The sequence below is a fragment of the Intrasporangium sp. genome (assembly GCF_036566125.1).
Classification (GTDB): Bacteria; Actinomycetota; Actinomycetes; order Actinomycetales; family Dermatophilaceae; genus Intrasporangium.
Genome location: NZ_DATCWX010000005.1, coordinates 1 through 21568 on the forward strand (window position 1 = coordinate 1; position 21568 = coordinate 21568).

A 21568-nucleotide genomic window follows, 5' to 3' on the forward strand; every position below is an offset into this window, starting at 1 on the left:
GCGTCGGGTCGTCCGGTCCCCTCTCTGGCCTGCTCGTTGCTGACTTCTCCCGCATCCTCGCGGGTCCCTACGCAAGCATGCTGCTCGGTGACCTGGGGGCCGACGTGGTCAAGGTGGAGTCACCAGCAGGCGACGACACGCGGACCTGGCTGCCGCCCACCCGGGGCGACGATGCGACGTACTACCTGGCCATCAACCGCAACAAGCGGTCGGTGACGCTGGACTTCGCGGATCCGGAGGATCGAGCGCTCGCTCACGAGCTCGCGGCTCGGGCCGACGTGGTCATCGAGAACTTCAAGCCCGGCGGCCTGCGCAAGTTCGGCCTGGACTACGCGTCCGTGGCCGAGCGCAACCCATCCGTCGTCTACGCCTCGATCAGTGGCTTCGGGTCCGGCGGTGGGGCATCCCTACCCGGCTACGACCTCATCGTCCAGGCGATGTCCGGCCTGATGAGCCTCACCGGAGACCCCGATGGGCCGCCCTACCGCGCCGGGATCTCGGTCTTCGACGTCATGTCGGGCATGCAGGCGACCATCGGCATCCTCGCCGCGCTCCAGCACCGCGCCCGCACCGGCGAGGGGCAGCAGGTCGAGGTCAACCTCCTCGCCACGGCACTGTCCGGGATGGTGAACCAGTCGAGCGCCTGGGTGGCCGGCGGCGACGTCCCCAACCGGATGGGAAATGCACATCCCAGCCTGTTTCCCTACGAGCCGCTGCCGACGTCTGACGGTGACCTCATCATCACGGCCGGGAACGATGGGCAGTTCAGGCGGCTCTGCGACGCGCTCGGCATCCCCGAGGTCCCCTACGACCCGCGGTTCGCACACAACCAGGACCGCAACACCCACCGGGACGAGCTCCGTCCGTTGCTGGTCGACGCCCTCGCACGGCGGACCCGGGCCGAGTGGTTCCGGGTCCTCACCGACGCGGGCGTCGCATGCGGCCCGATCAACACGGTTGCGGAAGGAGTCCGCTTCGCGACCGAGATCGGTCTCGACCCGGTCGTCACGGTTGGCGAGGGCGACCAGGCCATCCCCACGGTTCGTAACCCGATCACCTTCTCTGCCACGCCTGCCCGCTACGTGCTGCCCCCGCCGGGACTGGGCGAGCACGACGCCGAGATTCGCGCCTGGCTGACGGACCAGCCCGCAACCGCAAGCGTGACGAGGGCTGCTCCATGACCGACCCGGGCTACCCGACGTCCCTCGGCGTCTCCACCGAGGCGACGATCTCCCTGCTCGGTGAGGACATCACCGACCTCATGGGATCGGTCGGCTTCGGCGAGCTCGCCTACTGGCTCATGACGCTCCGTCGCCCCAGTCCGGGAGAGGCACGCGTCCTCGAAGCCGTGCTCGTCGCACTCGCCGACCACGGCTTCACGCCGACGGCCATCGCGGCGCGCCTGACCTACCTCTCGGCACCGGACTCGCTCCAAGGCGCTGTCGCAGCCGGACTGCTGGGTGGCGGGTCTCGATTTCTGGGCGTCACCGAAGACTGCGGCGCCTTCCTCGCGAAGGTGCTTGAGCGGCATACGGCAGAAGTTCCCTCGTCAGACGACGACACGGTCGGCTGGGACGAGCTGGGACGGGTCGCCGTCCGGGAAGCACGCGAGGCGGGCAGCTACGTTCCCGGGCTCGGGCACCCGGTGCACAAGGTCGAGGACCCGAGGACGCCTCGCCTCATGGCGATCGCGAAGGAGGCCGGCACACTGGGACCCCACCTGCGCCTCTTCGGCGCGATCGGCCGGGTCCACGAAGAGGTCCTCGGACGGCACCTGCCCCTCAACGGCGCGGGCGTCTGTGGCGCCGCCCTCGCCGACATCGGCATCCCGCTCGCCATGCTGCGTGGGGTCGCGCTGCTCGCCCGGACCGCCGGCCTGCTGGGCCAGCTCGCCGAGGAGCAGCGCCGGCCAGTCGGCATGGACGTCTACCTCTCCGTCGACAGGCACGCAACCTACGTGCCGCCGGAGGAGCCACGTGACTGACCGCACCACCACCAACCCACGGGAGGGCACCAGACATGGCCGAGGTCGTCGCCGTCATCGCCTCGACGCATCACCCCTTCTATCTCCGGGCCAGCACCGCCACGGGTGATGCCCGGCCGCCCTTCGCGGACGAGTGGGTCGCCAAGATCGAGACCTTCCGCGCGACCCTCACCCGCGTCAACCCGGACCTGCTCGTCATGGTGGGCAGTGACCACTTCCACCAGCTCTGGCTCGACAACATGCCCCAGTTCCTCGTCGGAAAGGCGCCCTTCTACGACGCCAACTGGTACAACGAGGAGCGCGAGTTCGGTTTGCCCCGAATGAGATTCACGGGGAACCTGGACCTCTCCTCCCACCTGCTGCGTCAGGGACTCGATGCCGGCTTCGACCTCGCCTTCAGCAACGAGCTGCGGATCGACCACTCGATCACGTGCCCGATCATCACGCTCCGGCCCGAAGCGGACCTGCCGATCGTGCCGATCTACACGAACATCTTCGCTCCCCCGCTCCCCCAGCCGGCCCGCTTCGTCGAGCTGGGTCGCACCATCCGCCGCCTCGTCGAGAGCTGGCCCTCCGACCTGCGCGTCGCGATCATCGGCACCGGGCACCTGTCCCTCGAGCTGGGCGGCCCCCGGCAGTTCGGCCCGCACGGTCCCGACCCTGAGTTCGACCGCAAGGCCGTGGACTGGATCGCGAAGGGCGACCTCGAGGGCTGCCTGGCCGAGGTGACCCTCGACAGCCTGCATGGGCCCGGCAACGCAACCCACGGCTTCATGGACTTCATGCTCATGATGGGCGTTGCGGGCGACCACGTCGCCGCGGACTACGTCGACACCCTCGATCTCTTCCACACCATGGAGGCCTACTTCACGTGGTACCCGAAGGGAGCGGTCTCGTGAGCCGGTACCTGTTGGACAAGTTCCTCTTCACCGTCGATCGCGACCCGGAGCTCGTCGAGCGCTACCGCGACGACCCGGTCGGCACGGTCGCTTGGTGGGAGGAGACCATGGCCGGCCGCCTGCTGGGCTGCCCACCGCTCGAGGCGAGCACGTGGCAGGAGCTGACCGCCGAGGAGCGCGAGGCGCTCGCCACCCACGACTACCCCGCGCTGTTCCGGCTGGGCGCGCACCCGTTCCTCACGCTCACCCTGTTCATCGCGATGTTCGAGCGCGACTACGACGAGCCATTGGGGTTCCAGCTCGCCTACGCCGCCAGGCTCGCCCACTTCTCGCTGCCCTACCCGGACATCGCGACATGATGCGCGCGGCCCACCTCGTCGCCCACGGTCGGCCGCCGGAGCTGGTCCAGGCAACCGCCCCGACGCGGTCGACCGGCCAAGCCGTCGTTGCCGTCACTGCTGCGCCGATCACGCCGCTGGACGTCCTCTGCGCCACCGGCACGTCCTACTTCGGGGCTCCTGAGCTGCCGTACGTCCCCGGTGTCCAAGGGGTCGGCACCGTCATCGAGGCCAGCCACCTCACTGCCGGCACCCGGGTCTGGTTCCCGTCGTCCGCGGGCATGACGGCAGGCGACGGCAGCCTCGCCGAGCTCGCCCTCGCCACTGAAGCCGAGCTGGTCCCGCTGCCCGACGGCGTGCCGGACGAGGTCGTCGCCGGCCTGGGCCTGTCTGCCATCGCGGCCTGGATGTCCCTGACGTGGCGCGCCCGCCTCCAGCCCGGCGAGGACGTCCTTGTCCTCGGCGCGGGAGGGGTGGTCGGCCAGGTGGCCGTGCAGGTGGCGCGGATCCTCGGCGCCCGGCGCGTCGTGGCGGCCGCACGCAGCGCCGACTCCCGCGAACGAGCCATCTCGTATGCCGCTGACGACGTTGTCGAGCTACGTGCCGGTGACGACGTGGCGGGCCTCGCCGCCCGCCTCGAGCAGGCGTGTGGGGGCCAGGTCTCCGTCGTCATCGACCCGCTCTGCGGAGTCCCCGGATCGGCCGCGGCCGAGGTGCTGGCGGAGGGCGGTCGCCTGGTCAACCTCGGCAGCTCGGCCGGCCCTTCCGCCGAGTACACGTCGGCCACCCTGCGCAGTCGCAGCGCGGCGATCCTCGGGTACACGAACAACTCCCTGACCAACGAGCAACGCAGGGACGCCCTGACGTCCCTGCTGCGCCACGCCGCGGAGGGCAACCTCACGGTCGACCACGAGACCGTCGAGTGGGACGACCTTCCCGACGCGTGGGCCAGACAGGCCGACGGGCAGGCCCGGCGCCGCATCGTCGTCCGCATCAGCTAGCTCCGGTGGACCCTCGACCCGAGACACGGGAGGGCCCGAGCGTGATGGTGCACACCATCGGCCACTCGACACGGCCAATGGAGGAGTTCCTCGCCATCCTGCGCGCCCACGACATCTCCGCGCTCGTCGACATCAGGACCGTACCGAAGTCGCGTCACAACCCGCAGTTCCACATCGACTCGCTCTCCCGGACCCTGCCGGACGCCGGCCTCGAGTATCGACACCTGCCCACCCTCGGCGGCTTGCGCCAGCCTCGCAAGGACTCCCTGAACCAGGGTTGGCGCAATCTCAGCTTCCGCGGCTACGCCGACTACATGGGGACGCCGGAGTTCGCCTCCGGCATCGAGGAACTGCTGGCCTTGGCCCGTGCGCAACCGATCGCGATCATGTGTGCCGAGGCGGTCCCCTGGCGCTGCCACCGCTCGCTCGTCGGCGACGCCCTTCTCGTCCGTGGCGTCGACGTCATCGACATCTACGACGAGGCCAAGGCCACACCAGAGACCCTGACCCGCTTCGCGGTCGTCGACGGCCTCTCCATCACCTATCCCGCCGACGACTGACCCACCCCAATGTCGCCCCGGCGAGCCTGCGGCGGGACCTGCGCGTCCGCGCGGCCACCACAACGTCGCCCCGGCGAACCTGCCGCGGCGCGACACGTCGTGATTCTCCCCCTCCTGAAAATGCGTGAAGTTGCACCTTCATCAATACGCTCATCCTGTGGCAGTGACCACCGAACGCGATGGTCCAAGCCGGGCGACGACGTCGGAACGCGTCCGGTGGGGCGTCGCGGTCGCGCTCGCCTACTACGTGCTGGCCCACTTGGGCCTGCAGCTTTCCCTCGTCGCCGACAACGTCACGCCGCTCTGGCCCCCGACCGGGATCGCCGTGGCGGCCTTCATCGTGCTGGGCCGCTGGGTGTGGCCGGCGGTGGCCCTGAGCGCGTTGGCGGTCAACGTTCAACTGGACGTCGGGGTGTTGGCGGCCCTTGCGACGGCGGCCGGCAACACGCTCGCCCCCCTTGCCGCCGCGCTCCTGCTCGAGCGCCTTGGTTTCCGCCGGCAACTTGACCGGCAGCGGGACGCACTCGCGATCGTCGTGGCCGCCCTGAGCTGCACGCTCATCAGCGCGACGATCGGCTCGGGGGCGCTCGCCCTCTCCGACACCATTCCAGTGGAGCACCTACCCACGGCATGGACCGTGTGGTGGACCGGGGACACCATGGGCATCCTCGCGGTCACCCCGTTCCTGCTGAGCCTGCTCCTCTTCCACGAGCTGCCATCGTGGCCGCAGCGGCAGTGGGTCGAGTTCATTGCCATCCTGGTTGCGGTCGTCGTCACCACAACCTGGGCGGCCCAGTCGCTCCAGGTGCTCTTCCTCGCGCTTCCCGCGGTGGGCTGGGCCGCCTGGCGGCTACAGCTGCGAGGTGCCGCACCGGCGGCTCTCGCCGCGTCCCTCATCGCCACGTGGACCGCTGCTGGCCAGACCGGTCCCTTCCGAGGCCAGCCGCTCCTGGGGCAGATGCTCACACTGCACGCCTTCAACGCCTGCGTAGCCCTGACGTCCTTCGTCCTCGCTGCCCTGGTCAGTGAACGCAACAATGCGGCGGCGGCGCTCCGGGAAGCGGCTGCCGACCTCGAGGACAGGGTCGAGGCGCGCACGGAACAGTTGTCCGCGCTCAACCAACGCCTCGCGACCGAGATCCGCGAGCGGTTCGAGGCGCAACAACAGCTGAGCCAGGAGGAGGCACGCACTCGCCGCGAGCACGACATCGCAGAGACTCTGCAGCGCACGCTGCTGCCGGAGCGCCTCCCCGACGTGCCGGGGGTGGGGCTGGCAGCGCGCTACGTCCCAGCCACGAGCGACGTCCAGATCGGCGGCGACTGGTACGACGTGCTCCCGCTGCCGGGCGGTCGGGTCGGGCTCGCGATCGGCGACGTCGCGGGCCATGGGCCGTCAGCTGCCGCGTCCATGGCGCAGCTGCGGATGGCGCTGCGCGTCTACGCGCTTCAGGACCCATCCCCGGCCTCAGTGCTCCGCAGCGTCCACCGGCTCGTGTCACAGCTGCCCATGCCGGAGATGGTGACGCTGCTCTATGCCGTCCTCGACCCGGTCACCCACACCCTGCGTTACACGAGCGCCGGCCACCCGCCCGTGCTCGCGTTCGACCGTACGAAAGCGTCCTATCTGAGCGGTGGACTCGCGCCGCCAATCGGCGTCACCGCCGAGGTGTTCTACCCGGAGGAGGTCCGCGAGCTCGAGCCCGGCGCGACACTGCTGCTCTACACGGACGGCCTCGTCGAGCGTCGGGGCAGCTCGATCACCGAGGGCCTGGACCGGCTGAGTGAGGCCGCGAAGGCCATGGCCGGCGAGGACCTCGAGCGCCTGTGCGACCACCTGGTCCGTTCGATGATCGTCCTTGGGGACGTCGCAGACGATGTCGCCCTGATCGCCGTCCGCCCCCTGCCGATCGCCGGCGGGCCGCTCCGAGTCACCGTCAAGGCAGAGGCCCAGATGCTGTCCCAGGCACGCGGCTCCCTGCGGCGTTGGCTGCGCAACGCCGGCGTCGCGCCCGACGTGGAACACGAACTTCTCGTGGCGTGTGGCGAAGCCTGCGCGAACGTCGTCCAGCATGCCTACGCCGCGGTTCCGGGTGACCTCGAGCTCGAGGCCAGCCTCGATGAGGGCCTCGTCGAGTTGTGGGTGCGCGACCGCGGCCAGTGGCGCGCACCATCCGACCGCGGAGGAGGTTGGGGACTGGAGCTGATGCGAGCCCTGACGGACACCGTCAACGTCCACCGCACTGCCGAAGGAACCGTGGTACACCTCCAGCGCTGGATCGGCTTCCGCAACGGGACCCGTCCATGACCGGGCGGGCGCGCATCACCTCCGAGGAACACCCGCACGGGGACACGCACGTTCGCGTCTCTGGTGAGATCGACCTCGCCAACGTCGATGAGGTCCGCCACGCCATCACCACAGCGCTGTCCGGCGATCCCGCCAGCGTGGTCCTCGACCTACGTGACACGACCTATCTCGACAGCACCGCGATCGCCATGCTGTTCCGGCTCGCGCAGCGACTCGGGCATCGCCGACAGCAGCTCCGGCTGGTCGTCCCCAAGGAGGCCCCGATCCGGTCGGTGCTCGAACTGACCCGGATCGACACGGTCATCCCGCTGCACGACGCCGTCGAGCCCATTGACTCGATGCCTGACTCGCCGACTCACTCGGCGACTGACCCATGAGGTCCGCAGACCCGGCCAGCGGACTGAGCTCAGCGGCATACGGCCGTGGCGGGGTCACACACGGTCGGTGACCACGCCTCGAAGGAACGCGAGGTAGTCGTCGACGGAACGCGCGCCCGAGACGGCCGCGTAACCATTGGCGAGGACGAACGGCACGCTGGTGACGCCCATCGAGCGCGCGAGCTCCTCGTCGGCACGCACTTCCGCCGCATAGTCGTCGGCGGCGAGGACGGCCGCCACGCGCCGCTCGTCGAGGCCGGCCTCCGCGGCGAGCCGTTGGAGCACCTCGTGGTCGTCGATGGCCAGCCCCTCGCTGAAGTGTGCGGAGTGGAACCGCTCGTAGGCGGCGCACTGGAGGGCTGGCCCGCCCATCTCGAGGGCGAGCGCACACAGCCGGTGGGCATCGAACGTGTTGGCCCGGACCGCCGTGTGCCAGTCGAAGCTCAGCCCGTCACCCGAAGCCTCCTCGCTGACCCGCGCATTCATCAGGCGGCCACCCTCGACCCCGCCGCCGTACGTGCGGCCGAGGTGGTCGGCGACGCCCATCCCCTCGCCGACTGGGAGCACCGGGTCGAGCTCGAAGGCCCGCATCCGCATCGTGACGTCATGGGGCCGCTCGAAGGCAGCGATGGCGGCCTCGATCCGCCGCTTGGCGATCCAGCACCAGGGGCACACCAGATCCGACCAGACCTCGAGCGCGACGTGGGTCGTGGACTCCGCTGCGGACTGGTTGGTCATCGCCTCAGTCTTGCATGAGCCGCCGCACCCGCCGACGCGCCGAGGCCCCCTCCGCCGGGGACGGTGGGGGCCTCGTGAGGTGGCGTGGAACTCGGCAGATCGGGGTCAGTAGCGACCGTAGCCCGAGGGCGTCGTCCAGATCGAGTGGTATCCGATGACGGTGCCGGGACGCTGGGCGTCGATCATGCGGCCGGGGCTGACGTAGATGCCGACGTGGTAGGCCGGGTAGCCGAAGAAGACGAGGTCGCCCGGCTGGGGGTTGCTCACCCGCGTCGCGGACGCCTGCTGCGCGGAGGCGGTTCGCGGGATGGAGATGCCGGCCTGGCGGTAGACCCATGAGGTGAACCCGGAGCAGTCGAAGCCGCTCGGCGAGTTGCCGCCGTAGACATAGGGGACGCCGAACATGGACTGGGCGATGCCGACGATGCCCGAGGCGGAGGGCGCCGGGTCCGCGATCGGGGTGCGCTGCGTCGTGCGGGAGGCTCGCTGCGCGGCCTCGCGACGCTCCTGTGCGGCACGCTCGGCCGCCTCGGCACGCTCCTTGGCCTCGGCGCGGTCCTTCTCGACGACGACGTCCTTGATGACGAGCGGCTTGGGCGCCTTGGCCTTGTGCGGGGCCGCCTGCTGGGCGAAGCCGATGGCGTTGAGGGCGCTCGCGGTCTTGAGCGTCGCCGACTGCGGGCCGACGACGGCGGCGCTGCTGGGGGCGGCGTTCACCGGCGCGGCGATCGGGCTGTCGGCGGCGGCCGGTTGGGCGAACGTGGCGACGAGGCCGCCGGACGCGGCGACGATCGCGGCACCCTTCACGGCCGGCTGCGCGGACTCCTTGGCGATGAGCTTGAGCTCTGAGAGCGGGTTGTAGCGTTCGGGGCTGCGATGGCGGCCGGCAACGTTCTGAGCCACGTGTTATTACCTCTCGACGCCTGCGAGGTGAGCTGTCGGGTTCGGGTGGGAGGTACTACCCGGCCCTCGCTCGGACCCGAAGGTCCTCGGAGGACTTAACCCCAAGGACGTCTCGCGACGCCCGGAGAATGGTTCCCCCGCTCCTGCCATGCGGTCTTGTCACGGCCCCTGACCGGTGGCAGGACTTGGCGATCCGGTCCGAAGCGCCCCCTCGATCCGAGCGAGCCCGCTCAAACTATCCAAACCGCCCACGGTTGTCACGCTTCGATCACGGGTTGGGGACAACTTTTTTCGGACGGTATCCACGGGGCGGCCGCCATCCGAACGAACCTTCGAGCGGCAGGACGTGCAGCGGCGACTCAGGCAGTACCTGCCGGCGGGCCGGCCTGCCCGAACACGTGGACGGCCAACTCCTCGGGAAGCGACACTCCCGCTGACCGGTCCGAGCCCTCGGGGGTGACGATGACCCGTGCGTCCGCTCGCACCACCGAGACGGTGTGCCCGGGCATGAGCCCGGCGGAGGTGAGCAGCGCCAGCGCGTCAGGGTCGACCTGCACCGGCTCGCCGATGCGACGGATGGTCACCGTGACGGGCGCCGCACCGGCCGCATCGGTGAGCGCGACCAGACCAGTGAGGAAGTCACCCGACACATCCAGCCCGAGCTCCTCGAGACCCGGGATCGGGTTGCCGTAGGGCGACTCGCGACCGTCCTTGATGAGGCCGAGAATCTTGCGCTCGACCTTTTCGGACATGACGTGCTCCCACCGGCAGGCCTCGTCGTGGGCGTACTCCCACTCGAGGCCGATGACGTCGACGAGCAGCCGCTCGGCCAGGCGGTGCTTGCGCATGACGCGGGTCGCCAGCAGTCGTCCGTCATCGGACAGCTCGAGGTGGCGGTCGCCCGAGACCGAAACGAGTCCGTCGCGCTCCATGCGTGCGACCGTCTGCGAGACCGTGGGGCCGGAGTGCCCGAGCCGCTCGGCGATCCGAGCGCGGAGGGGGACGATTCCCTCCTCCTCGAGCTCGAAGATCGTGCGGAGGTACATCTCGGTGGTATCGATGAGGTCGGTCACGGTCCTACTCTCTCAAATCCGGCACTCGTCAGGGCGCACGCACAGGAGCCCTGGTCGGGTCGTGACGCGGAACCCAGATCCGCAGCCAGACCGCCCCCAGGACGGCTCCCGCGCCGAGCACGACGGACGCCGCGCCGAGCGTCATGATGGCACTCAGCCCCGACAACGCCAACGGACCCGCCGCCCTTCCCAGGTCTGAGCAGAGGCGCCAGCCCCCGAGGAACTGCGTGCGCGCTTCCGGAGGGGACGCATCGGCACCGAGAGTCATGATGAGACCGGCGCCCAGTCCGTTCCCGAGCCCCAGAACGGTGGCCGCGGCCGTCACGGCCACGAGCGTGGAGCTCAGCGGGAGCAGGGCCATGCCGAGGCCGAGGATGAGCATGCTCGGCACCGCCGCCGCGACGCGGCCGTGCCGGTCCATGAGCCAGCCCGACGGATAGAACAACAGCATGTCGACCGCCCCCGAGACCCCGAAGACGAGGGCGGTCTGGGCCGGCGAGAGCCCGACGGACTCCGCCCACAGCGGCACGAGGGCCTCGCGGACGGCACGAGCGCCGGAGACCCACAGTGCCCCGACGCCGAGCGTCAGAAGGACCCGCCGATGCTCCACGAGAACCGAGCCCACCGACCGCTGCGGCGCCCGCGCGGAGGCGGCCCGCTCGGGGGACGTGATGTCGGGCGCGACGAGGACGAGGACGAACGCGCCCAGGCTCGCGATCCCACCGACGACGTAGGCAGCGCTGATGTCCCATTTCGCGACGACGAGCGCCCCGAGGAACGGCCCGAGGAACCAGCCGATCCGATGCACCCCACCGAGGGTCGACAGGGCCCGCGCGCGCATCCGGACCGGGACCGCCTCGGTGAGGTACGCCTGCCGCGCCAGCCCGAACAGCGAGCCGGCGAGCCCGACCAGGATGACTCCGACGAAGAGGGTCGCGAGCGAACCGGCGAGGGCCGCCACGAGCATGCCGATCGCCTCGACGACCGCCGCCACGAGCAGAGCGCGCCGCTCCCCGATGCGTGCGGCCAAGGCCCCGGAGGGCAGGTCGCCCAGCAGGGTCCCGAGCCCGAGCGCAGCCACGAGGAGGGCGGCGACACCGACCGAGGCGCCCAGGTCGCGCGCCGAGACGGCGATGATCGGTGCGACCGCGCCGGTGCCCGTGGAGCCGAGCAGCGTCGGGCCGTAGGCCGACAGCGCGATGGCCCGAAGCGTCCCGCGCGTCCCCGCCTCGTGAGGCACGGTCATCCTTCGCACATTACGGCTCCAGGGCGGGTCGCCCGGGCCGTGGCCACACTGTGGTCACGGCCGTCGCCGACCCCCGTGCTCAGCGATATCGGACGTGCCACGAGGGCCTAACGATTGCGCATCTGCGCTCGCTCCCGCACCCGACGACGACAAACGATGGCGCTGTGGCCGGACTCTGCAACACGAACCTTTCTGGCCCGCCGTATGCCGCTGGGCTGGCTTCCCACCGGACGGTGGGGTGGGTGCCGTGACGGTTCCCGGGCCCGCATTGTCGGGTTCCCGTGGGACCGTCCTCTCGCTGGGGTTCGTCGCGACGGCGGCGGGCGCCCTCGCCGCGACGCTCGCCTCCGCCGTGGCGACCGTGGTCGTCGGGGTCATCCTCCTCGGGGTCCTGCACGCCATCCTCGAGCTGCGCTACGTCGCCGGCCGCTTCTCCGGTCTGGCCCTCGGACTGGGACGGCGGTTCCTCGGGGTGCTGGCCCTGCTCCTCGCCGGAGCCGTCGTCAGCCGGCTGCTCGTCGGCCTCGTCGGTCGACCTGCGCAGCTGGCCGAGATCGTCTTCGGCTACGCGATCGTCTGCTGGGCGATTTCCCGGGTCGTGACAGCCAGGCGCAGGAGGGTCGCGTGGGCACTGACCGGGCTGGCTGCGACGGCATCACTGGTCTGGCCGGACCATCACTTCCTCGTACTCGCACACCTGCACCTCGTCGCCGTGCTCGCGTTCCTCTGGGACTGGTCGCGAAGGCTGCCCTCTGCCAGATCGCGGCGGGTGTTCCGGTTGGTGCAGCTGGGGTGGGTCACGATCATTCCGCTGGCCATCCTCCTGGGGACTGCCGATGCGTGGTTGGGGGCGGACACCCCCTTGGTGCGCAGCCTCGTCGGGGACGGCCACGCCGTCATCGAAGGCGTCGTCCCGCCGGGTGAGGCCGGCACCGTCCTGGGCATGCGGCTCCTCGCGGTCTTCGCCTTCCTCCAGACCATGCACCTGCTCGTCTGGGTGGTCTTCTTCCCTCGTTACGCGCCGGACGCCGCCGCGGATCTCGAGGACCGGCTGCCGTGGCTCACGGGGGCGCGCGTCTGGGCGATCGGCTTCCTGGCTGCTGCAGTCCTTGCCGTCCTGCTCGTCGGCGACTACTCGAGCGGGGTGCTGCTCCACGACGCCGTGACGCTGCCCCACGTCTACGTCGAGGTGCCGCTGTTGCTCGCTCTGGTTGGGCGTTACCGGTTTCGTGACGACGCCTGGGCGCCCGCCTCGGTCATGACCATCCGGCCCGATCCGATCGAACTGCCCGTGCAAAACCACTTGGCGCCCGCTGGCACCGCGACGTACGGTCGTCGAAGAGCTACGGAAGGAGGTGATCCGAGAAGTGATTTCTTCCGGAACGTGTGAGGTGGCCACGCGATAGTCGCGTCCCCACCGACACCCAAGGATGAACCAGGGCAGTCCGACCAGTTCGGGCTGCCCTGTTCCTGTGCCCCCACTGCCTCGAGCGGTCCCCGTGGAACCTTGCCCGTGCTCGGACCCGGGCGATCTTCCACGGCGGGCGGTTGACTGGCGCGCGCTCCCCTCAGGGTTGGCGCCGCGAGAGCGTCCAGGAGCCGGCGTCGGCCAGGTCCCCCGAGCCGGTCCGCGTGAAGACCAGCCGGTCATGGAGGCGGTTCAGGCGACCGGCCCAGAACTCCACCTCGTCGCACCGGATGCGATAGCCACCCCAGAAGTCCGGGACCGGCACATCACCCTGCTGCCCACGGTCCGGGAAGCGCTCCAGCGCCTCGCGCCACCGGCGCTCGAGCTCGTCTCGCCCGGCGGCCGGGCGGGACTGCTCGGACGCCCACGCGGACAACCGTGAACCGTAGGGACGCGTCTCGAAGTACTCCGTGACCTCCCGCCTGCTGATCGGCTCCGCAACTCCGCGGAACCGGACCGCACGGTAGATCTCCGGCCACGTCAGCGCTGCTGCGACTCGCGGGTTCGCCGCGAGCTCAAGGGCTTTGGTCGACTGGAGGTTCGTCACGAAGCCCGGCCCACGCGCGTCGAAGAACCGCATGAGCACGGTCCGGACATTGGGGGCGCCGGCGGCATCGACTGTCGCCACGGACAGAGCCATCGGCTCGGACCCATCCCCGCGCGCTTCGGCAGCCGCGACCGCACCGGCCACCCATGCGCGGACCTGGAGGTAGGGCGACTCGAGCACGTCCGACTCGAGGAGGCCGTCTCCATGCGAGTCGACGTGCGAGTCTACGTGCGAATCGACGCGGCCGGTGTCCATCGGATCAGGTCTGACCATGGGGCCACACTAGGGTTTGGCGAGAGGACCCCGACCACGGAGGAGTCAGCAGATGGCAGGCAAGGGCAAGACGGTCGTCAAGGTCGTCAAGGTCGGAGCCAAGTACGGCCCGCAGGTCTGGGTCGCGACCAAGGCGCTCCACGGGCCGGCGAAGGAGGCGGCGCAGAAGATGATGGCCAGTGAGCGGGCCCGCAAGAGCGCCTTCGACCACGCCAAGTCCCTCTCGGACGGCAGCATCCTCAAGGTCTACGAGGGCGACCAGTCGCTGTGGCTCGTCTTCAGCGGAGACACGGCGATCACCGTCTACCCCGTGTCGCCGACGCCGCTCCCCCGGCTCCTCCAGGGCGCGGACCTGACCAAGCGCATCCGTCCCGCGGACAAGCTGACCGCGAAGGACCGCGCCAAGGACGCGGCCACCTCCGCGCTCCGGCGCGGCAAGCCGGGCACGATCAACTGACGAAAAGTGCGGTTGCCAGGTCAGTCGGCGACCCGGATCCCGAGTTCCCCGGCCAGGTGCTCGGCCAGCTCGATGAGCTGCACTCGGCTCACCGTCGCACCCCTGAGTGAAGCCACGCCACGTGGGGAACGCAACGTCGCGCCGGAGAGGTCGACAGCGGCATACGACCCCCTGCTGAACTCCGGCTCCACGAGAGTGCACCCGTCGAAGCTCACCCCAGCCACGGTCGCCTCGCCGAGATCGAGCTCACTGACGACGCAGTCGACGAACTGCACGTCCTTGAGGGCGGCCCCGCGCAGGTTGAGGAAGTCGATCTTCCCGCCGCGGACGGTGACATCGCGCCACGTCGAGCCCCATGCCGACACGGCCGCGAGCCGGCAGCCGTCGATCGTGACGTCGGTGAGGCTGGCCTGCGCCAGCACCACGCCCACACCACCGACCCGTTCCCACGTGCACTCGGACCACCGCGAGGACTCGAGATGAACGTCATCGAGGATGCAGCCGACGAGCGCGCACTCGAGGAAGCTGGTCCCCTCGAAGTGTCCGCCGCTCAGATCCGTCCCGTCGAAGCGCACGAGGTCGAAGCCGGAGCCGGGACCATCGGCGCCGCCCGTGAGAACGTCGTGCGCGAACACGGTCTGGTCGGCTGGGGGCGGCATCCCGTCAGTCTGGCAGCCCCGTGGGACCACGCCGGCCCTTCCGTGTGCAGAATGTCTACTGGCCCACACCGGGGTGGCGGACCACGCCGGTGACCTCGAATGCGACAAGGACCGTCATGGCAGACCACGCGCCCGACCCGGACTTCAAGCCAGGCCTCGAAGGCGTCATCGCCTTCGAGTCGACGATCGCCGAGCCGGACAAGGAGGGGGGCGCACTGCGATATCGCGGGGTCGACATCGAGGATCTCGTCGGGCACGTCTCGTTCGGCAACGTGTGGGGCCTGCTCGTCGACAACAAGTTCAACCCCGGGCTCCCGCCCGCCGAGCCCTACCCGCTGCCGGTGCACACCGGTGACGTGCGGGTCGACGTCCAGTCCGCCCTCGCGATGCTCGCCCCGGGGTGGGGTTTCAAGCCGACGCTCGACATCGAGCCCGCGGAGGTCCGGGAGAACCTGGCCCGTGCCGCCGTGATGGCCTTGTCCTTCGTCGGTCAGTCAGCGCGCGGCCTCGACAAGCCGATGGTGCCGCAGTCCGAGGTGGACAAGGCCAAGACGATCACCGAGCGGTTCATGATCCGCTGGCGAGGCGAGCCCGACCCCAAGCACGTCCAGGCCGTCGACGCCTACTGGGTGTCGGCTGCTGAGCACGGCATGAACGCCTCGACCTTCACCGCGAGGGTCATCACCTCGACCGGCGCCGACGTCGCCGCCGCCCTCTCCGGGGCGGTGGGCGCGATGTCCGGCCCACTCCATGGCGGGGCGCCATCGCGGGTGCTGCACATGCTCGAGGGCGTAGAGGAGCTGGGCGACGCGACTGCCTACGTCAAGGGTGTGCTCGACCGCGGGGAGCGGCTCATGGGCTTCGGGCATCGGGTCTACCGGGCCGAGGACCCCCGCGCCCGGGTCCTGCGATCCGCTGCCGAGCGTCTCGGGGCCCCGCGCTTCGAGGCCGCGGCCGCTCTCGAGAAGGCGGCCCTGGCGGAGCTCCAGGCCCGCCGCCCCGACCGCGTCCTCGCCACGAACGTCGAGTTCTGGGCTGCGGTCGTCCTCGACTTCGCCGAGGTGCCGCCGCAGATGTTCACCCCGATGTTCACCTGCGCCCGCACCGCCGGGTGGTCGGCGCACATCCTCGAGCAGAAAGTGACCGGCCGCCTCATCCGTCCGTCGTCCCGCTACATCGGCGAGGGGCCCCGCAAGCCGGAGGACGTCGAGGGCTGGTCACCGGACATCGCCCACTGAGGCTCGAGCCGGGCCCTGCGCCTGGCCCGGAAACTCGGCCACGTACTCGCTGGGCTCGGTCGCCCGACCGAGCCCAGCGGCATACCCCCTCTTGATCCCCCGTGTGCGGTCACGCGTGACGAGCGGCCCGCGGCCTCGCGCCCGAGCGGTACAGCGCCACGAGCGCTGCCACGACGACGAGGGCGACGACGGCCGCCACGAGCACCGTCCAGTTGGGCCCGGACGCCATCGCGGCAGTGGGTTCCATCGGCGGAAGCGGGGGAGGGGACTCGACGCCCCCCGGGTCCGGCACGTTGACGGCCAGCGCCGCTCGCCCACTGGCGAACACGGTGGCGACAAAGACAGTGAAAACCGCGATGATGCGAGCGGGCTTGTGCATGAACATGATTCGTACCCTCCTGTGCTGGAGCCCGGCTGGGCGCCTGGATCCCTCCAGAGTGCGGACAGGGGAAGCCGGAGCGGAATACGACGAACCGCGTACGCCGATGCGCGAGCCGCCGGCAGGGACCCCGAGCGTCTAGCGGAAAGTCGTATTCCCCGCACGGACCACGCGACTTACCCTCGGATGCAGGGGCCAGGCCGAAGGGAGGCGTCGTGGGTGAGTCGTTCGTGACGGGCCGGGATGCGCGCCGGATCCTCGAGATCGTCCACGACGCGAGGGCTGAGGCCGCAGACGAGGTTTTCTACTCGGGCGTCCTGCGCGGAATCGCCGAGCTGGTCCCCGCAGACCAGGTGAGCTTCCAGCTGGCAGACATCGGGAACCGGACGACTGAAGGGCTCTGCTACATCCAGGGTGCGACGCTGCCACTGGAAACGACACCCGACGACGCCCTGGCGTTCTGGTCCGCCTACTTCCAGCCGGGCGGCTGCTCGTATGACGCGATTCGGCCCGGCCTTCCCGACTACCAGGTCGTGGTGCGCCGCTCGGACCGCTATGGCGACCGCGACTACCTGCGCTACCCCATGGGCCGCGTCATGCACGACTGGGGCATCCGGCACGAGCTGCTCGCCGCGATGCAACCCTTCGGTGCCCTCGACCGCCGGTTGCTCCTCTTCCGCTGGGACGGCACCGACTTCACCGATCGCGAGGTGGAGATCATCCGCCTCATCCGGCCGCACCTCGGCGAGCTGCACCTGCGTCGGCTGCGCGAGCTCGCCGGTGAGCCACACCTGACGGCGCGGCAGTGGGAGGTGCTGCGGCTGGTCTCCCTCGGGGCGAGCAACCACCAGATCGGGCGACGTCTCGGCGTCTCCGAGGCCACGGTGCGCAAGCACCTCGAGAACATCTTCCTGAGGGTCGGCGCGGCGAGCCGGACCGAGGCGATCCGCAAGGTCAGCGGCTTCCTGTGAGGGGGTCGCTCGCTCCAGCGTTCCGTCGGTGCTGGGCACCCTGTGGCTGTTCACACAGCGGTCGGCCGTGTCGGGCAGTCGGGCACCTGCGGTTCAATGAGCGGGTGACAACGGCGTCACCCGTCAGCAACACACCCGCCACGCGCCCGTGACCGTGGCCCCACCCCAAGGTGCAGAAGTGACCGACGCCCCCGCGACGACCCAGCCGACCATCACGCTCCCCGACGAGCTCATCCCGTCCGACGGCCGCTTCGGCTCCGGCCCCTCGAAGGTCCGGCCCGAGCAGGTCGAGCACCTCGCCAGTCTTGGCCGCACCGTGCTCGGTACATCGCACCGCCAGGCCCCGGTCAAGAGCCTCGTCGGCTCGGTGCGCGAGGGCCTGCGCAGCCTCTTCAGCCTCCCGGAGGGCCACGAGGTGATCCTCGGCAACGGCGGCTCGACGGCGTTCTGGGACATCGCCGCCTTCGGCCTCGTCCGCGAGCGCGCGCAGCACCTTGCGTTCGGCGAGTTCTCGAGCAAGTTCGGCAATGTCACGCAGGGGGCCCCCTTCCTCGGCGACTCGACGATCATCAAGGCCGACCCCGGCACGCTCGCGACTCCGCGCGCCGAGGCGGGCACCGACGTCTATGCCTGGCCGCACAACGAGACCTCGACCGGCGTCATGGCCCCGGTCCAGCGGGTCGAGGGCGCCGACTCCGACGCGCTCGTCCTCGTCGACGCCACGTCCGGCGCCGGCGGCCTCCCGGTCGACGTCACGCAGGCCGACGTCTACTACTTCGCCCCGCAGAAGTGCTTCGCCTCCGACGGCGGGCTCTGGCTCGCGCTCTTCTCGCCCGCCGCCCTCGCTCGCGTGGAGGAGATCGCCGCGACCGGCCGCTGGGTGCCCGACTTCTTCAGCCTGCCCACCGCCATCGACAACTCGCGCAAGAACCAGACGTACAACACGCCCGCAGTCGCCACGCTGGCCATGCTGGACGCGCAGCTCCAGTGGCTCAACGGCAACGGCGGCCTCGACTGGGCGACCGCGCGCACGAAGGACTCCTCGAGCCGCCTCTACGACTGGGCGGAGAAGACTTCCTACACGACGCCCTACGTCGCGGACCCGGCCGCGCGCTCGCAGGTCGTCGGGACCATCGACTTCGACGACGCGATCGACGCGGCCGCCGTGGCCAAGGTCCTGCGCGCCAACGGCATCGTCGATGTCGAGCCCTACCGCAAGCTCGGACGCAACCAGCTGCGCGTTGCGATGTTCCCGGCCGTCGAGCCCGACGACGTCAGCACCCTGACCAAGGCCGTCGAGTACGTCGTCTCCCAGCTCGGCTGAGTTCACGCCACCAGGCCGTATGCCGCTGAGCCCCTCCCGCTCGCGGCTGACCTGATGCTGCTCCCGCACCAGCAGGCACGTGCCGTGCGGAGCACACCTGACCCCTAATTGACTGGGACGCAGCACACCGGGGATCCATGCTGGTGCCTGACAGCCAGCTCTTCAGAAGGGGTTACCGATGTCCGAGGTCCGCGTCCACAACCTGTCGATCTCGCTTGACGGCTTCGCCACCGGCGACGGTCAGAGCCTCGAGGCCCCGTTCGGGCACGCCGGCCAACGGCTGCACGAGTGGTACGTCGGGACGCGCTTCTTCCACGAGATGGGCAACCAGCCGGGGGGCAGCGTGGGCGCCGACAACGCGTTCGCGGCCCGGCACAACCCGGGTATCGGAGCCGAGATCATGGGCGCCGGGAAGTTCGGTCCGCCCGGCTGGCAGGACGACCCGGACTGGAAGGGCTGGTGGGGACCCAACCCGCCCTTCCACACGCCGGTGTTCGTGCTCACCCACCGTCCGTGGGCCTCGATCGAGATGGACGGCGGCACCACGTTCCACTTCCTCGACGCCTCGCCGAGCGAGGCCCTCGAGCGAGCTCGGGCGGCGGCCGGTGGTCAGGACGTGCGGATCGGTGGCGGTCCGACCGTCGTGCGCGACTTCGTTGCCGCGGGGCTGGTCGACCAGATGCATGTCGCCCAGGTTCCCATCGTGCTCGGTCGCGGGGTGCGCCTGTGGGATGGGCTGGAGTCAGTCGAGCAGAACTATGACATCGAGGCGGTCTCGACCCCGAGCGGCGTCACGCACCTGACATTCACGGCCAGGGGCCGGTGAGCGCGGGGCCTTGGACGCGGCACTAGACGACGGCGGCCACCACGGCGATGGCGATGAACAGCAGGAGAGCGGCGACGGTCACGCGGTGCCGCGTCCGGAGGTTCACTTCGCCGCCTGTGGAGTCGCTGGCCGGTCGAGCAGAACTCGCAGCCGCGGCCGGCGCTGCATCTGGAAGGTCACCGCCATATTGTGCCTCCGCGCAAACCACAGGGCCACAGCGGCGACGCTGAGCCCCACGGTGATGGTGCCGATCGCGATCGTCCAGCGCGCGCCCCAGACGTCGCCGATCCAGCCGATCATCGGCGCACCGATCGGGGTGCCACCGAGGAAGATCGCCATGTACAGGGCCATGACCCTGCCGCGCATGATCGGCGAGACGCTCATCTGGACGAGCGCGTTGGCGGTTGTCAGGGCAGTGAGCGCCGCGAGCCCGGTCGGCACGAGATAGATCGCGAAGAGCTCGAAGGTCGGGGCCGTCGCAAGCAGCAAGGTGGAGACGGTGAAACCGGCGAGCGCGACGACGAGCACGCGCATGCGGGGGTGTCGCCGGGCCGACATCAGCGCCGCCGACAGTGAGCCGACCGCCATGATGGAACCGAGCACGCCGAACTCGCCCGGCCCCTTGTGGAAGACCTGCGTCGACATGAGCGCCATGGTCATCTGGAAGTTCATGCCGAACGTCCCGAGCACGAACACCAGCGCCATGATGAGGATGAGGTCGGGCCGGCGCCGGACGTAGCGCAGACCTTCCCGGATCTGGCCCTTGCCCCGGGCTCGGGGGACCGGCTGCAGGCTTCTCTGGTCGACGCGGAGCAGGGCGGCCAGCACGAAGATGAACGAGATCGCGTTGATGTAGAGGGCGGGCGCGAGGCCGAACCAGGCGATGACGAGACCGGCGACGCCGGGGCCGAGGAGTCGGCCGAGGTTGAACGACGCGCTGTTGAGCGCGACCGCGTTCGCGACGTACTCGTGGTCCACCATCTCGGAGACGAAGGCCTGGCGAGACGGGTTGTCGATCGCGGTGGCCACACCCTGCAGCAGCGCGAGCGCATAGACGTGCCAGAGCTCGACGACGCCCGCTCCGGTCAGGACGGCGAGCGCCAAGGCTGTGACGAGGAGGGCGGTCTGCGTCCCGAGAAGGATCTGCCGTTTGGGGAACCGATCGGCGATCATCCCGGCCCACGGCGCGAGGATGAGGAAGGGCAGGAACTGAAGGCCGGTCACGATCCCGAGCGCCGACGCAGAGCCGTCGGTCAGGACGGTGAGGACGAGCCAGTCCTGCGCCACCCGGCCCATCCAGGTGCCGACGTTGGAGACGAGCGCACCGGACGCGTACCGCCGGTAGTTCGGCACTCCCAACGAGTGGAAGGTCGGACTCACTTCGTCGCCACCTTCGCGAGGACGGCGCTCGCCTGCTGGAGCAGCGCGACCTCGCCCTCAGTAAGGTTCGCGAATCGGTCGAGCATCCACTCATCGCGGTGCCGACGGATGCGCCTGACCGCCTTTCGACCCTCGGGGGTCAGGGAGAGGATCACCTGGCGCCCGTCCAATGGGTCGTCCGCTCGGGAGATGTAGCCCTTGTCGACGAGGCAGCTCGTTGTGCGCTTCATGCTGGGCGCTGACACCCGCTCGATGTCGGCGAGCTCGCTGTTGGTGTGCGGGGCGTCCTCCAGCCGCGCGAGGACCGAGAACTGGTGCGGCGGCAGCTCGCGGTCGGACTCGAAGCGGACGCGGCGGGAGATGCGCATGCAGGCGAGGCGGATGTCGTTCGCCATGGTGATGAGATCGGCTCGGGAGAGCGGCTTGGCAGCGGGGGCGGTCACTAGGTCCTCGGAAGTCAGAGTCGGGTACTGATTAGCCTAACTCATTAGCCTTGCTAATCATTCCCGGTCCGACCCGAGCGAGGGCACCGCACCCCGACGCCCCCTTCCGCGACACACCCGGACGCCCTCCCCTGGCAACACACCCGTTTATCGACTGATCGCCCCTGCTGCAGCAGGGG

The 21568-nt window shown here is 70.1% G+C and carries 23 protein-coding genes and 1 riboswitch; of the genes, 14 read left to right on the forward strand and 9 right to left on the reverse strand.

Translation table 11 applies throughout. The features are described from left to right. The 8 genes from VIR15_RS00385 to VIR15_RS00420 all read left to right on the forward strand — a co-directional run. Positions 1–1181, forward strand: a 1181-nt coding sequence (locus tag VIR15_RS00385) for a CaiB/BaiF CoA transferase family protein (protein ID WP_331925484.1), incomplete at its 5' end; no start/stop codon positions are given. After that, positions 1178–1984 carry a citryl-CoA lyase gene (locus VIR15_RS00390; protein WP_331925485.1) on the forward strand — a complete coding sequence of 269 codons (807 nt, stop codon included), beginning with the start codon at positions 1178–1180 and terminating at the stop codon, positions 1982–1984. The genes VIR15_RS00385 and VIR15_RS00390, both read left to right, overlap by 4 nt. Positions 1985–2019: 35 nt before the next feature. Further along, positions 2020–2883 (forward strand): DODA-type extradiol aromatic ring-opening family dioxygenase, encoded by an 864-nt coding sequence (locus tag VIR15_RS00395; protein WP_331925486.1) that lies wholly within the window; start codon positions 2020–2022, stop codon positions 2881–2883. Continuing rightward, the gene (locus tag VIR15_RS00400) at positions 2880–3242 is read left to right on the forward strand and encodes a hypothetical protein (protein WP_331925487.1); all 363 of its coding nucleotides are present in this window, start codon (positions 2880–2882) and stop codon (positions 3240–3242) included. Before VIR15_RS00395 ends, VIR15_RS00400 begins: the two co-directional genes overlap by 4 nt. Further along, positions 3239–4222 (forward strand): quinone oxidoreductase family protein, encoded by a 984-nt coding sequence (locus tag VIR15_RS00405; protein ID WP_331925488.1) that lies wholly within the window; start codon positions 3239–3241, stop codon positions 4220–4222. The genes VIR15_RS00400 and VIR15_RS00405 overlap by 4 nt, the downstream gene beginning before the upstream one ends. A gap of 44 nt (positions 4223–4266) precedes the next feature. Next, the gene (locus VIR15_RS00410) at positions 4267–4782 is read left to right on the forward strand and encodes a DUF488 domain-containing protein (RefSeq protein WP_331925506.1); all 516 of its coding nucleotides are present in this window, start codon (positions 4267–4269) and stop codon (positions 4780–4782) included. 157 nt (positions 4783–4939) lie between these two features. Continuing rightward, positions 4940–7087, forward strand: coding sequence for a SpoIIE family protein phosphatase (locus tag VIR15_RS00415; protein WP_331925489.1), 2148 nt, complete (start codon positions 4940–4942; stop codon positions 7085–7087). Next, positions 7084–7464 (forward strand): STAS domain-containing protein, encoded by a 381-nt coding sequence (locus VIR15_RS00420; protein ID WP_331925490.1) that lies wholly within the window; start codon positions 7084–7086, stop codon positions 7462–7464. Before VIR15_RS00415 ends, VIR15_RS00420 begins: the two co-directional genes overlap by 4 nt. A 54-nt stretch (positions 7465–7518) precedes the next feature. Here VIR15_RS00420 and VIR15_RS00425 read toward each other — a convergent pair whose 3' ends face one another. The 4 genes from VIR15_RS00425 to VIR15_RS00440 all read right to left on the reverse strand — a co-directional run bounded on the left by VIR15_RS00425 (position 7519) and on the right by VIR15_RS00440 (position 11424). Next, positions 7519–8202, reverse strand: coding sequence for a DsbA family oxidoreductase (locus VIR15_RS00425; RefSeq protein ID WP_331925491.1), 684 nt, complete (start codon positions 8200–8202; stop codon positions 7519–7521). 105 nt (positions 8203–8307) lie between these two features. Further along, a complete protein-coding gene (locus tag VIR15_RS00430) occupies positions 8308–9105 on the reverse strand; it encodes a C40 family peptidase (RefSeq protein ID WP_331925492.1) in 798 nt (265 codons plus the stop codon). Positions 9106–9108: 3 nt separating this feature from the next. Next, positions 9109–9282, reverse strand: a riboswitch (cyclic di-AMP (ydaO/yuaA leader). A 182-nt stretch (positions 9283–9464) separates the two neighbouring features. Further along, on the reverse strand, positions 9465–10178 hold the full coding sequence (locus VIR15_RS00435) for an iron-dependent transcriptional repressor DtxR (protein WP_331925493.1): 714 nt from the start codon (positions 10176–10178) through the stop codon (positions 9465–9467). A gap of 28 nt (positions 10179–10206) precedes the next feature. Then, the gene (locus VIR15_RS00440) at positions 10207–11424 is read right to left on the reverse strand and encodes an MFS transporter (protein WP_331925494.1); all 1218 of its coding nucleotides are present in this window, start codon (positions 11422–11424) and stop codon (positions 10207–10209) included. A 247-nt stretch (positions 11425–11671) separates the two neighbouring features. On the opposite strand from VIR15_RS00440, the gene VIR15_RS00445 reads away from it, so the two are divergent. Continuing rightward, positions 11672–12814 (forward strand): hypothetical protein, encoded by a 1143-nt coding sequence (locus tag VIR15_RS00445; protein WP_331925495.1) that lies wholly within the window; start codon positions 11672–11674, stop codon positions 12812–12814. A 178-nt stretch (positions 12815–12992) separates the two neighbouring features. Here VIR15_RS00445 and pdxH read toward each other — a convergent pair whose 3' ends face one another. Then, on the reverse strand, positions 12993–13712 hold the full coding sequence (gene pdxH, locus VIR15_RS00450) for a pyridoxamine 5'-phosphate oxidase (RefSeq protein WP_331925496.1): 720 nt from the start codon (positions 13710–13712) through the stop codon (positions 12993–12995). A 52-nt stretch (positions 13713–13764) separates the two neighbouring features. On the opposite strand from pdxH, the gene VIR15_RS00455 reads away from it, so the two are divergent. After that, positions 13765–14169, forward strand: coding sequence for a hypothetical protein (locus VIR15_RS00455; protein WP_331925497.1), 405 nt, complete (start codon positions 13765–13767; stop codon positions 14167–14169). Between the two features lie 20 nt (positions 14170–14189). Here the strand turns inward: VIR15_RS00455 and VIR15_RS00460 are convergent, their stop codons facing one another. Beyond that, positions 14190–14828 carry a pentapeptide repeat-containing protein gene (locus VIR15_RS00460; protein WP_331925498.1) on the reverse strand — a complete coding sequence of 213 codons (639 nt, stop codon included), beginning with the start codon at positions 14826–14828 and terminating at the stop codon, positions 14190–14192. Positions 14829–14944: 116 nt separating this feature from the next. Here VIR15_RS00460 and VIR15_RS00465 point away from each other — a divergent pair, with 116 nt between their 5' ends. After that, positions 14945–16066 (forward strand): citrate synthase 2, encoded by a 1122-nt coding sequence (locus VIR15_RS00465; protein WP_331925499.1) that lies wholly within the window; start codon positions 14945–14947, stop codon positions 16064–16066. Between the two features lie 109 nt (positions 16067–16175). Here VIR15_RS00465 and VIR15_RS00470 read toward each other — a convergent pair whose 3' ends face one another. Further along, positions 16176–16451 carry a hypothetical protein gene (locus VIR15_RS00470; RefSeq protein WP_331925500.1) on the reverse strand — a complete coding sequence of 92 codons (276 nt, stop codon included), beginning with the start codon at positions 16449–16451 and terminating at the stop codon, positions 16176–16178. Between the two features lie 209 nt (positions 16452–16660). Between VIR15_RS00470 and VIR15_RS00475 the strand changes: the two genes are divergently transcribed. From VIR15_RS00475 to VIR15_RS00485, 3 genes are all read left to right on the forward strand, one after another. Further along, positions 16661–17416 (forward strand): helix-turn-helix transcriptional regulator, encoded by a 756-nt coding sequence (locus tag VIR15_RS00475; protein ID WP_331925501.1) that lies wholly within the window; start codon positions 16661–16663, stop codon positions 17414–17416. A gap of 178 nt (positions 17417–17594) precedes the next feature. Beyond that, on the forward strand, positions 17595–18740 hold the full coding sequence (gene serC / locus VIR15_RS00480; protein ID WP_331925502.1) for a phosphoserine transaminase: 1146 nt from the start codon (positions 17595–17597) through the stop codon (positions 18738–18740). A gap of 178 nt (positions 18741–18918) precedes the next feature. Continuing rightward, complete coding sequence (locus VIR15_RS00485; RefSeq protein ID WP_331925503.1) at positions 18919–19566, forward strand: dihydrofolate reductase family protein; 648 nt, start codon at positions 18919–18921, stop codon at positions 19564–19566. Positions 19567–19668: 102 nt separating this feature from the next. On the opposite strand, the gene VIR15_RS00490 is transcribed toward VIR15_RS00485, so the two are convergent. Further along, positions 19669–20946, reverse strand: a complete 1278-nt coding sequence (locus VIR15_RS00490) for an MFS transporter (protein ID WP_331925504.1) — start codon at positions 20944–20946, stop codon at positions 19669–19671. Beyond that, complete coding sequence (locus VIR15_RS00495) at positions 20943–21389, reverse strand: MarR family winged helix-turn-helix transcriptional regulator (protein WP_331925505.1); 447 nt, start codon at positions 21387–21389, stop codon at positions 20943–20945. The genes VIR15_RS00490 and VIR15_RS00495 overlap by 4 nt, the downstream gene beginning before the upstream one ends. Positions 21390–21568: the final 179 nt, after the last annotated feature.

Coding starts and splice junctions, on each gene's coding strand:
- VIR15_RS00460 (WP_331925498.1), bottom strand. CDS start 14,828: ATGCCGCCCCCAGCCGACCAGACCGTGTTCGCGCACGACGTTCTCACG.
- VIR15_RS00405 (WP_331925488.1), top strand. CDS start 3,239: ATGATGCGCGCGGCCCACCTCGTCGCCCACGGTCGGCCGCCGGAGCTG.
- VIR15_RS00455 (WP_331925497.1), top strand. CDS start 13,765: ATGGCAGGCAAGGGCAAGACGGTCGTCAAGGTCGTCAAGGTCGGAGCC.
- VIR15_RS00440 (WP_331925494.1), bottom strand. CDS start 11,424: ATGACCGTGCCTCACGAGGCGGGGACGCGCGGGACGCTTCGGGCCATC.
- VIR15_RS00395 (WP_331925486.1), top strand. CDS start 2,020: ATGGCCGAGGTCGTCGCCGTCATCGCCTCGACGCATCACCCCTTCTAT.
- VIR15_RS00470 (WP_331925500.1), bottom strand. CDS start 16,451: ATGTTCATGCACAAGCCCGCTCGCATCATCGCGGTTTTCACTGTCTTT.
- pdxH (WP_331925496.1), bottom strand. CDS start 13,712: ATGGTCAGACCTGATCCGATGGACACCGGCCGCGTCGATTCGCACGTA.
- VIR15_RS00485 (WP_331925503.1), top strand. CDS start 18,919: ATGTCCGAGGTCCGCGTCCACAACCTGTCGATCTCGCTTGACGGCTTC.
- VIR15_RS00390 (WP_331925485.1), top strand. CDS start 1,178: ATGACCGACCCGGGCTACCCGACGTCCCTCGGCGTCTCCACCGAGGCG.
- VIR15_RS00465 (WP_331925499.1), top strand. CDS start 14,945: ATGGCAGACCACGCGCCCGACCCGGACTTCAAGCCAGGCCTCGAAGGC.
- VIR15_RS00420 (WP_331925490.1), top strand. CDS start 7,084: ATGACCGGGCGGGCGCGCATCACCTCCGAGGAACACCCGCACGGGGAC.
- VIR15_RS00425 (WP_331925491.1), bottom strand. CDS start 8,202: ATGACCAACCAGTCCGCAGCGGAGTCCACGACCCACGTCGCGCTCGAG.
- VIR15_RS00410 (WP_331925506.1), top strand. CDS start 4,267: ATGGTGCACACCATCGGCCACTCGACACGGCCAATGGAGGAGTTCCTC.